The organism is Peribacillus muralis, from assembly GCF_001439925.1.
Lineage (GTDB): Bacteria > Bacillota > Bacilli > Bacillales > DSM-1321 > Peribacillus > Peribacillus muralis.
Window position 1 is genome coordinate 209,928 of the sequence record NZ_LMBV01000004.1, and the last position, 11,970, is coordinate 221,897.

At 41.1% G+C, this 11,970-nt stretch carries 8 protein-coding genes; 7 read left to right on the plus strand and 1 reads right to left on the minus strand.

Going from position 1 to position 11,970, the window contains the following annotated elements:
- Window positions 1-237: 237 nt before the first annotated feature.
- Complete coding sequence (locus ASU00_RS07545) at window positions 238-1,428, minus strand: alanyl-tRNA editing protein (protein ID WP_057912840.1); 1,191 nt, start codon at window positions 1,426-1,428, stop codon at window positions 238-240.
- A 254-nt stretch (window positions 1,429-1,682) separates the two neighbouring features.
- On the opposite strand from ASU00_RS07545, the gene ASU00_RS07550 reads away from it, so the two are divergent.
- The 7 genes from ASU00_RS07550 to ASU00_RS07580 all read left to right on the plus strand — a co-directional run bounded on the left by ASU00_RS07550 (window position 1,683) and on the right by ASU00_RS07580 (window position 11,388).
- On the plus strand, window positions 1,683-3,305 hold the full coding sequence (locus ASU00_RS07550; RefSeq protein WP_236712634.1) for a GGDEF domain-containing response regulator: 1,623 nt from the start codon (window positions 1,683-1,685) through the stop codon (window positions 3,303-3,305).
- A 98-nt stretch (window positions 3,306-3,403) separates the two neighbouring features.
- Window positions 3,404-3,787: a response regulator transcription factor gene (locus ASU00_RS07555; RefSeq protein ID WP_057912841.1), complete on the plus strand. Its 384-nt coding sequence runs from the start codon at window positions 3,404-3,406 to the stop codon at window positions 3,785-3,787.
- Window positions 3,762-6,587 (plus strand): ATP-binding protein, encoded by a 2,826-nt coding sequence (locus ASU00_RS07560; protein WP_057912842.1) that lies wholly within the window; start codon window positions 3,762-3,764, stop codon window positions 6,585-6,587. Before ASU00_RS07555 ends, ASU00_RS07560 begins: the two co-directional genes overlap by 26 nt.
- 120 nt (window positions 6,588-6,707) lie before the next feature.
- Window positions 6,708-7,580 (plus strand): CvfB family protein, encoded by an 873-nt coding sequence (locus ASU00_RS07565; protein WP_057912843.1) that lies wholly within the window; start codon window positions 6,708-6,710, stop codon window positions 7,578-7,580.
- Window positions 7,581-7,930: 350 nt separating this feature from the next.
- Window positions 7,931-8,764, plus strand: a complete 834-nt coding sequence (locus ASU00_RS07570) for a 3D domain-containing protein (RefSeq protein ID WP_057912844.1) — start codon at window positions 7,931-7,933, stop codon at window positions 8,762-8,764.
- A gap of 158 nt (window positions 8,765-8,922) precedes the next feature.
- Entirely contained in the window at window positions 8,923-11,049 is a 2,127-nt protein-coding gene (recQ, locus tag ASU00_RS07575; protein WP_152983701.1) for a DNA helicase RecQ, read from the plus strand.
- Window positions 11,050-11,181: 132 nt separating this feature from the next.
- Window positions 11,182-11,388, plus strand: coding sequence for a cold-inducible protein YdjO-related protein (locus ASU00_RS07580; RefSeq protein ID WP_057912846.1), 207 nt, complete (start codon window positions 11,182-11,184; stop codon window positions 11,386-11,388).
- The last annotated feature ends 582 nt before the right edge of the window (window positions 11,389-11,970 follow it).

Sequence of the window (11,970 nt, forward strand, 5' to 3'; positions counted from 1 at the left end):
AGGTGTAGCCTCCACGGAGTATTGCGGAGACTACTTGAAAAATTGTCCCTAAATAAAAGAAGTTGATTATCTACAAATAGTAGGTATCAACTTCTTTTTTTCTTTAATGGACTTTATCAGTGACCTCGGCGCATGGGCCGAGGTTCTCCCTTGGACATGTATTCCTAAGGGGAGTCTCGCACAGCCGTTCCAACGACATTGCATCTTCTTTAGGCGGTTGATGCTTTCGGCTCGGTTTTATTCGGCGGAATTTTGAAGCAGTTTTTCGATTGTGAACTGGTAGAAGGCCTGTAGATCATGTTGTGAGTTGAAGCCTGCTTGGGCAGTTTGTTCACTTCCGCCGCCTTTCCCGTTAAAGAGACTTAGCTGGGCTTTGAAATATTGTCCACAATGTATAGGCAAGGGGCCACTGTTGGAAAGAACCACATTTTGGTCCTTTAGCGAGGCCAATAATACGAGCACTTTTTCTTTTTTTGCGATCGTAGCTGCTAGATTTTGCAGTTCTTTCAGTGAGCTTTCCTCGAATAGATGATGAATGAACCCTTCCTCATTTTCTTCTGCAAGCAAGGAGTCAGCCAGGAATTTTGCATTTTCAAGCTTTAGGTGTTCGTTTGCCGATAGCAGCTGTTTGTAGTCATTTTCCAATTTTTCGATCCGATTGAGAATTTCTGTACGTCCGGTGTTGAATTTATTTGTTAGTGTAGAAAGAATGCCAAGACCTTCGGAATAATCATTCAATGCCCTGAAGCCGCATTTAAAATAGAGGCGGGTATGTTCCTTCTGCTTCTCCGTCTTTAGAATTTTAATCATGCCAATTTCCCCGGTTCGTTCAACGTGGGTTCCACCACACGGGTTATATTCTATCCCTTTGATTTCCACGATCCGGATATTGTCTGAAACCTTTGGCATCTTGACAACAGGGAGATTCTGCAATTCTTCCTTTGTTACGTAGTAGGTGAGTAGTTCGAGATTTTCTATGATATATTGATTCACCTTTTCTTCAGCTGCCATCGTATGTACTTCAGTCCAATTGGATTCCGTTATATCGATGGTCAAGTACTCTTTTCCAAGGTGGAAGCTGACCGTATTTGCGTCAAAAAGTTCCCGGCAGACGGCTGAGAGTAGATGCTGGCCGCTATGCGATTGCATGTGATCGAAGCGGCGTGCCCAATCCAGTTCACACTGTACAGTCTCCGAACCTGGCCTTTCCTCAAGCTTATGAAGGATATCTCCATCCGCTTCTTTAATTATGTCAAGAACGGCGAGACCATCGATGGTTCCTTTATCGGAAGGTTGGCCGCCTCCTTCTGGATAGAAGGCCGTCTCATCAAGTTTAATGTAGTAATAGTCATTTTCTTTGAAGCACTGCTGGATCTTTGACTCCCATTGGGAGGTTTTGGGGGATGTATAAAATAATTTTTTTGTCATGAATGTTTTCCCATTCCTTTCAGTTGGTCAATAAATTATATCATTGAAATCCCTTTTATAAAAAATGTGTTGTTAGACCGCGAGTATCATGTAAATAAATTTTGCAAGATGGCGATATTCTATTTATAGACAAACATATATGTTGTAAAATATTCCTGAAATAATATACTATAGACCTAAAAATAGTATAATGAAACAAAGTTAGTAGTTAAAAAGGCTTATTCGCACAAGAAGAAAGGGTCAAGTGATTAAAAGTGAAACTTGTAAATATCGAAAAATACAAAAATAGCTTATTTAAAAATATTAAAAACAAACTTTCAGAGTGGCTAGAGCTTGAAGAAGTTCAGACAATTCCGGACCAAGAAGTATTCCGTTTTTTGCATTCAATTAAAGGAACGGCTGGAACGCTGCAATTATGTGGACTTATGGCAATCACAGAACAGCTGTTAGAAGAAACTTATGAAGACGGTGATCGATTATGGATACCATCCGATCTTAGGAATTTCCTGTTCGATCTTATTGAACATACATACGAATATGAGCATTTTGATGAAATTGAAATAAAGAAAAAGCCGGTATGTGATTCGCAGGCCCCCCTCATCCAAATCATTGATGATGACATATCCATGCTGATTTTATTGAAAGATGTTTTGGAGGAACAAGGATGGATGGTGATCACGAATGCCGATCCCGTCAAGGCGACTAATCAATACTTTGAAATGCAGCCAGATTGCCTGATTCTTGATATCCAGCTGCCTGCAAAGGATGGGTTTCAGATCCTTCAGGACATTCATTTGCATAATGAGAAATATTTCATTCCGAAAATCATGATCAGCATTCAGAACGATAAGCATACCCGAATAAAAGCATTCAAGATGGGAGCGGATGATTTCATTGGAAAGCCGATCGATATAGATGAGTTTATCGCAAAGATGGAAAGACATATAGAGCGGAAGAGGATTTTTGATCAATCGGTTTTGGTGGATGAACTGACACAAGTATATAACCGGAGGTTCCTTGAAGACACACTGACGCGTTATTTCCATGACTTTAAGCGGTCAGGACAGCACTTCACGATAAGCATCATTGATATAGATCACTTTAAGCGGGTGAATGATCGATTTGGACATGCGGTGGGAGACTTTGTCCTGGTAGAGTTTGCTCAATTCATTAAAAGCCAAATCAGGAGTTCGGATTTGATCTGCCGCTATGGAGGGGAAGAATTTGTGCTTATTTTCCCTGATACTTCATCCGATCAAGCCAAGCATAAGTTAACAAGTTTAATCAAGGAATTTTCGACAAAGGAATTCTCCCACGATGGGCAAACGTTTTCGGTTACATTTTCGGCCGGTGTATTTACGGTTGAAAATGACAGTGTTACGCCAAAGAAGGCCCTTGAAGAAGCGGACACTTCTTTATATGAAGCAAAGCGTACCGGACGTGCAAAGGTTGAAAGCACACAGCGAACACGCTTTAACAAGAAATCTCTTAATGTTTCCGTGATTGATGATGATATTATTATCCGGACCATCTTAACTAAAGCACTGCGGTCGTTGCAGGTACCGCACTTCGATTTGAATATTGCCGTTTATGAAGACGGCCCTTCGTTTTTGAATTCCGACCGAGCCAAGGAGAATGTCGGGCATTTTCTAATCCTTGATGGAGTGATGCCGAACATGGATGGAATCGAGGTGCTGCAGAACGTGAAACAGGGCAGTAATGCGGATTTTTATACCGTACTGATGCTGACAGGAAGAAAGAGCAGGGACGATATTGCAAAAGCATTGAAATTAGGCGCGGACGATTATGTAACGAAACCATTTAGCATAACGGAACTAAAGGCAAGGATAGAGCGTTTGTTGATAAAGCTTATCTAAACCATTTTAAGTAAGCGATCTAGAAACACTTACATACGGATATCTGGTTGCGCGCCGATGTTTCGGTATTTTAAAAACCATTTCAAGGAGATTGAATGATGAAACGAATTTTATTAGTGGAAGATGAAGAAGTGTTACGGATGCTCGTAGTGGATACCCTCGAGGATGAGGATTATGTGGTTGACGAAGCGGCAGATGGAATCGAAGCCGTAAAGCTCCTTAAGAACCGCACCTATGATCTAATTATTCTTGATTATATGATGCCTGGGTATACCGGATTGGAGATCATCGAAAAAATCCAGTCGTCCGAAATAAAAAATCAAGGGAAGATTCTCATGTTATCTGCCAAAAGCCAGCAATTCGAACAGGAAAGAATTTTGGAAGCGGGTGCGGATTATTTTATGGCCAAGCCATTCAGTCCGTTAAAGCTAATCGAACAGATAGAGGTTATTCTGCATGAAGCTGAATCTTTACAGAACTAACAGTCTATCCAGGCAGGTCGTGTCTTTGATGTCGGGGTGCATCATCATATTCATTGCCGGAACAGGAATATTATTTTACCAATTGCAATCTTTGCACGCAGAATATCTCCAGAAGCGGCAAAGCATTGTCGAGAAGCAATTGTTAGTGGAGGAGATACTCGACCAATATCATACAGTTTTTTTAACTATGCCGGCATCCGATGTGTTTGATAAGGATGGGTTAAAGGATGAAGCAATTCAAGAGGAAGCTTCATTAAGGAAAAAAATCGAAGAGTTTAGGGCTATTGCCAGTTCCAAGGAAGATAGGATCATTTCCGATAAGCTTGAGACTTTTTCCGATGATTATTTTGGCGGTATACAAATCTCGGCTCAAATTTCGGATTTTCGCGGCTTAATTAAATCATATTTAAACAATTTGGCCGATAAGCGTGATGAAAATGTGAAAAATCTTACAAAGGAGCAGTCCATCCTTCAAGGAGTTTTTGTCGGTTTCGTTCTTTTTTTCTTATTCATCTGCCTGTTCATTGTCAGATCGATTATCAGGAACATCGGTAAGCCACTTGCCGATTTCTCAGTGGCAGCCAATGAGATTGCAGCTGGTCGGGAGGCTGTCATTTCCGTCAACGAAAATCGCATGGATGAACTTGGGGTTTTGTCGGTTGCCTTCAAGAAAATGTTAGCTAGCGTTCAGGACAAAGAGCAGGAATTGATGGCGCATAATGAAGAACTGCTTGCCCAGCAGGATGAGCTGCAGGCCCAGCAAAACGAACTGCAAGTGACGCTTGGAATCATAAGGGATAATGAACAAAAGCTAACAAGGAGAAATGAACTGATCAATGGGATATCCTCCACTTTAGATAAAAACGAAGTATTAAATAGCATTGTCGTTAATATGAGTAACATCATTTCGGCTGATCGTGGGATGATTGCTTTAGTTCATGAAGATTCCTCTTCGTCATTTGGAATTTCTGAAAATGGAGTGAAGCAATTCCGCAATAACATCGACAGTGGTTTGAATTATCGCTTGCTAAAAGAAAAAAAGCCCTTCACGATAAAACGAGAACAATTGGACGCAGAGAAAGGGTACCACGAAAATACGAATTACAGTTATGACTTATATCTACCTGTTTTATCGACATTTCAAGAAGTGGATGCCATCATGGTTTTCAGCAGATATGGAACGCCCTTTACCGATCAAGAAGTGGAAGAATGCGAAACGCTGGCGAAGCAGATTTCAACGTCGCTTGATAAGATTAAGCTATACGAGCAAACCGAGGGGAATCGAAGGTTAAATCAAGATATTCTGAACACGATAAAGGAAGGCATCCAGTTGATCGATCAGGATGGGAAGGTCGTTCAGGTTAATCAGCCTTTCTGCGATATTTTTAAAACCGGTTCTACCCCTGAGCAGATCATTGATTTGCCATGGGAGAAGTGGAGTGCCGAGATGACTGGTCAAATGGAGGGGGACGGATTTTCCCGTTCATTGGATGAGGCGTTTCAGCATCTTGAAGCAACCAATCATGAACAACGAAGCTTTACATTTAAGAAGAAAGAGACGAATCAGGTCATAAAGGTATATTTCGAAGCATTACGCTACCGTGAAGAGGGCTTTGGTACAATTTTGGTTTATCGGGACATAACGAAGGAATATGAAGTGGATCAAATGAAATCCGAGTTCGTCAGTACGGTCAGCCACGAATTGAGAACTCCGCTTGCAAGTGTTCTTGGTTTTGCCGAATTGATGCTGAATAAACCATTGAAGCCCGAAAGACAGATAAAATATTTACAGACTATTTACAATGAAGCAAAGCGGCTCACCGCACTTATCAATGATTTTCTTGATGTTCAAAAAATGGAGTCCGGCAAACAAATGTACGAAAAAAAATATGTTGATATCCTGCCAATCCTTCAGAAGGTAATTGAACATCTGGAAATAAATACAGAACATCACGATATTCAACTCCAGGTTGAAACAACGGACTTGATCATTTTAGGAGATCGGATAAAGATAGAACAAGCTTTTACCAACCTTCTAAGCAATTCAATCAAGTATTCTCCTGATGGCGGCAAAATAGTCGTCCGTGTTTGCAGTAGGAATGATAAGCTTTCCGTTGATATTGAGGATGAAGGGCTTGGCATCCCCAAAGAATCACTGCCCCATTTATTTCAGAAGTTTTATCGAGTCGACAATTCAGATCGCCGCAGAATTGGAGGAACCGGATTAGGGCTGGCCATCGTTGATGAAATCATCAAATCACATGGAGGTGAGGTGACGGTGGTTTCACATTACGGACATGGGAGCACGTTTACCATTTCTTTACCGAGGGTTGCTCAAAAGGAAATGGGCCCGAATCATGATCGACAGTCGATGAAACTGAGCTATGAAATCATGGTTATCGAGGACGATATTAATTTAGCGGAACTATTGAAATATGAATTGATGGATAGCGGCTTTCATGTGAATTATTTCAATAGTGGAAGAAAAGCTTTTCAGGAGTTGAAAAACTCACCGCCTGACGCCATTGTGCTAGATATCCTTCTTGAAGAAGGAGAGATGGATGGGTGGGGAATCTTAAGGGAGTTGAAAATTTCCGCTGACTTGAAGGAGATACCTGTTTTCATATCAACCGCACTTGATGAAAGGGAAAAGGGACTTTCCTTGGGGGCCAACGATTATTTAGTTAAGCCATACAAGCCGAGGCAATTGTCCAAAGTGATCATGCATACGCTGTTAAGCACGAGGAAAAAAGGGCAAATCTTGATACCGCATTCCTGTAATGAAGGTGACCAAGTGTAAAGAAAAAAACAGGAATAGGTATACATAACAACAAAAAAATGATAAATTCAAAGATGTTGGAAAAAATAATGAATGACATACAATTTTAGGTAAAGGTACGTTACAGGAGGATTCATATACATGCAAAAAATCCAGGCCGGTATGGCTGTAGAGTTGGAAGTGGAACGTAAGGCGGATTTCGGTTGGTTTTTAACTGATGGTTCAGAAGATGTCTTACTTCATCATAATGAAATGATTGAGGGGACGGAGCTTGAGATTGGTGATGCGGTGACGGTATTCATCTACCATGATAAACAAGCGCGTCTAACGTCGACAATGAAGATTCCCGAGATTCAAATCGATCGATATGGATGGGCGGAAGTTGTCAATGTGAAAAGGAAGCTTGGAGTGTTTGTAAACATCGGCCTCTCCAAAGATATTCTTGTATCTCTTGATGATCTGCCGAATATTGATCGGTTATGGCCTGAGGTTGGCGATCGGCTTTATGTATCCTTGAAGACGGATCGGAATGACCGCTTGTTCGGTAAGCTTGCAACGGAAGATGTAATCCAGGAGATTGTCGTGAAAGCTCCATTAAAAGGGGTCCGAAATACAACCGTGAGCGGGAACGTCTATCGTCTGCTTATGGTTGGATCTTTCTTTGTTTCACAAGAAGGCTATCGTTGCTTCATTCATGAAAGTGAACGCAAGGAGGAGCCACGTCTTGGGGAATTGGTAGAAGGCCGGGTCATAGATAGCAAAGAAGATGGTACGCTGAACGTCTCGCTAATTCCGTTTAAACAAGATTTGATGGACGAAGATGCCGATGTCATTTTCAAGTACTTAATGAATCGTGGCGGCGCAATGCCTTATGGCGATAAAACACCTCCAGGTGATATTCAATTTAATTTCGGTTTAAGCAAGGGAGCGTTCAAACGTGCTCTTGGCAAATTGATGAAGGAAGATAAGATTTATCAGGAAGATGGATGGACTTACTCTTCAGACCGTAAATGATCGAAAGCGAACAGCCCCCCGATTGCTAGACATAAGTCTACCAATCGGGGGGCTGTTTTTATATTTTCCCTTTTAAAACCTGCAATGCTATGATCTCCTCGTTTGTAAAGTAAAGAAATAGCTTCTAATAATGATGTACCGTAAACCCAGGCTGGAGCCCACTGGACCTGAAAATGGGAGGTAGTGGTTAAATAAATATTATCAGAATATTAAAACAACTTGTTATCCTCCCGTTATCTTGCTGTGATGTTTGTCATCTATTCTTTATCTGTTTGTTCTTTGTATAGAAAAAAACTATGTTAAGATTTAACTCGTAGCTTATAAAGCAGCTCACAAGGAGGTAACAACATATGAAAAAATCAATCTTATCGTTAGCGGCAGCGGCTGCAATATCCGGTGCATTCACAATTCCGGTACAAGCAGAAGATGTCAAAGTGAAAGATGGAGACACATTATGGGGGATATCTCAATCGTATAAAGTATCAATAGAAGATATTAAGTCTTGGAATGATATGTCTTCAGACTCGATTTATGTAGGAGAAACTATACATATCTCTCAAGAACAGCACCATAAAGTCAAGTCAGGGGAGACATTATCGGAAATAGCGCACAAATATGATGTATCGGTAAATGATATTAAATCTTGGAACGACTTAAATTCCGAAACCATCCATCCGGATCAGGATTTAGTCATTAAGCCAGCGGGCAACAAAGTGGAAGCGGCGACGGCAGGCCCTGAGCCAGCATCAGCACAGGCTGCACCGGCAGAACAAGCCGAACCAGTAGAACAAGCTGAGCCAGTAGAACAAGCTGAGCCAGCAGAACAAGCTAAACCAGTAGAACAACCTGAAAAGGCAGAAACAAATCAAGAATCCAACGATCAAGCGGGTGTGGAAAAAGAGTTGACCGCTAGAGCAACGGCATATACCGCTGATTGTCAAGGCTGCAGCGGCACTACAGCAACAGGCGTGGACTTGAAGGCTAATCCTGATGCAAAGGTGATTGCAGTGGATCCGTCAGTCATTCCGCTAGGTTCAAAAGTTTATGTCGAGGGCTATGGATACGCAACAGCTGCCGATACGGGCAGTGCCATCAAGGGTAATAGAGTCGACATCTTTGTTCCTAATGAGCAGGACGCCAATAATTGGGGCGTTAAAAATGTTAAAGTTCAAGTCCTGAATTAACTTACCTATGCAAAACATGTTCATATATAAGAGTAGAGTAGACACGGAGATTTATGTGTCTACTCTTTTTTTATGCTTTTGGTTCATCGGAAAAGCAGGTACAATGAAAGGAAAAGCCCCTTATCGGAACTTACAACATAAATAGGAGGAGTAGTGAATTGATGGAAAAAGCACGTGAATATTTACAGCAGTATTATGGTTATGAATCTTTTCGAAAAGGCCAGGAACAGATTATTGAACAGGTGTTAAAAGGAATGAATACAGCGGGAATCATGCCCACTGGCGGTGGTAAATCCATTTGTTATCAAATTCCGGCACTTCTGCTGCCTGGTGTTACACTCGTGATCTCCCCGCTTATTTCCTTGATGAAGGATCAAGTAGATGCCCTCGAACAAAACGGGATTGATGCCACATTTCTGAATAGTTCCATTTCAGGTTTGGAATCTGCAAAGAGAATGAACGATATTAAGCAAGGAAGATATAAGTTGGTATACGTGGCTCCTGAAAGACTGGAAAACCCTGCATTTCAACAGGAATTGTTTAGTGTGGAAATTTCCTTGGTAGCCATTGATGAAGCTCATTGTATTTCTCAATGGGGTCATGACTTTCGACCAAGCTATTTAAAAATCAAAACACTGCTGAAGAACATGCCAGCAGAACCGACTGTCCTGGCCTTGACGGCGACGGCCACGCCGCACGTGACCGATGATATATGTCAGTCGCTTGGTATATCCAAGGAGCATGCCATTTCAACGGGGTTCTCCAGGGAAAATTTATTCTTCTCCGTTGTGAAGGAAGAAAATCGCGGACGTTTTTTAATGCGTTATATAGAGAAAAATAAAAATGAATCAGGCATCATATATGCCGCAACGCGGAAAGAAGTAGACTCATTACATGCGAAGCTTAATAAGGCTGGGTTCAAAACAGGACGATATCACGCCGGGATGAATGAGCAGGATCGTTCAAAACAGCAGGATGAATTCATTCGTGATGAAGTTTCCTTGATGGTTGCGACTTCGGCCTTTGGCATGGGTATTGATAAATCGAATGTCAGATACGTCATTCATTATCAAACGCCAAAAAATATGGAGAGTTATTATCAGGAAGCGGGCCGTGCAGGTCGGGATGGATTGGATAGTGAATGCATCCTTTTGTATTCGCCGCAAGATATGCAAATCCAACGATTCTTGATTGATCAATCAAACCCCTCTCAGGAGTGGCAATCTCAGGAGCTGAAGAAGTTAAATAAAATGAAGGATTATTGCTTTACCGAAGGCTGTTTACAGGCCTATATTCTTCGCTATTTCGGGGAAGAAAATCCTGAGGATTGTGGTCATTGCGAGAACTGTACAGATAAACGCGATTCCGTTGATGTAACAACACAGGCACAGATGGTTCTTTCGTGCATGCTGCGTATGGGTGAACGATTTGGTAAAACGATGATTTCACAGGTGTTGACAGGTTCACGTAACAAGAAAGTGGAGGAGTTTGGCTTTCAGAAGCTTTCGACTTATGGAATCATCAATAATCAAACGGCAAAAGATGTGGGTGATTTCATTGATTTCCTGACAGCTAAACAGTATATCGAAATGACGGGCGGGCAATTTCCTGTTCTGAAAGTTACCAATGCTGGCAGGGAGGTTCTTTTGGGGCAGAAAAAAGTACTTCGGAAAGAATTGAAGCAAGTAAGCAGCATCATCAGTGTGGATCATGGCTTGTTTGAAGAGTTAAGGCAGCTAAGAAAAGAAATCGCCACAAAGGAAAAAGTCCCGCCATTCATAATTTTTTCCGATGCGTCCTTAAAAGATATGGCCGCAAAATTACCTGGAACGGAACAGGCATTCCTTGAAGTCAAAGGGGTAGGCACCCAGAAGTTCGAGCGCTTCGGTACCGTGTTCCTCGAAAGGATCTCCCAATATGTCCAGGCACATCCTGAAGTGGAAGTGAATATAATGAAGACTAAGGAAACAGGTAAGCGGAGCACGGCACCATCACATCTAGAAAGCTACCACTTATTTCAAGAGGGCAAATCAATTCAAGAAATTGCGTCCTTGAGAGGGCTGTCTTCAATTTCTGTTGAAAATCATCTAATAAAGTGTGCACAAGAGCAGTTAGACATCAAATGGGAAGATATTTTCTCGGCTGAAGAGTACAATCTCGTATTGGAAACGGCGACACAATCCGATTCTGAAAAACTAAAACCACTGAAAGAAGCGCTGCCTGATCATTTTTCATACTTTATGATTAAAGCGATCATGGTGAAAGCAGGATTGGAAAACGGGTAAAATGAAAAGATTTTTGGGTAATCTTTTCCTGAATTAATAAGATTTTGGTTTAATGCGTATACTAGGGTTGATGTAAAGGTTAAGGTCGCTGCCTTTAATCAGAGTCTTTATATAAAAAAGAGGAGGTTGCTCATGTATTTTGGCAAAAAGAATTCAGAGGAACCAGAAATCATTATGGAAGATACGGTAGTATATGCGTGCGGATCAGCAGATTGCAATGGTTGGATGAGAAAGGATTTTGCCTCGGAAAACTACGATTGCCCGATGTGCGGAAGTCAATTGGTCGAGGAAATCAGGGAACTGCCCAAAATCGAAAATGAATATAATGCGTTTAAATAAAAGAGGTGAAACATTGCCTCTTTATTTTTTTGCTATTAGGAGCTTTACATGTGTGGATAAATGTGATAAGATTAAATTTCAGTGTTGTTAACAGGAAGCACTGGAGGGTAATTTAAAGTAACATTTTTATTAATCAAATAATTTTCCATCATCATATTGCTTGATGGAGTAGAATCAAGTTAAACACATCTAGAAAAAAGAAATACATGTAGTCACCAAGTATTTTCCTCGATCCATTTCTGTTCTTCATTAACTTACTTCTATGTACCATTTATCTTTTGGAATATACTTTTCCCAATTGGAATTACGGACGGTTTTAATTAATAAACATGTACTTATAAGCTTTTATCTGATTCTCGCAGGCACGGTCTAGGAACCGTATGGATGGGAGAGAGGCAGGGCTTTCATTGTTTTAGGTTTTGGCACTAAAATTACTCTCATGTCGGTTCATTTAGAAACACCGGCAGGAAGAATCATATGGAATGGATTCTTAAAACAACACAGTCCCGATTACCTCGAGGGGTTATCGGGACTGTGTTTCAAATTTATCCGGCTTAAGAATAGTGTTATTTACAGAATCAT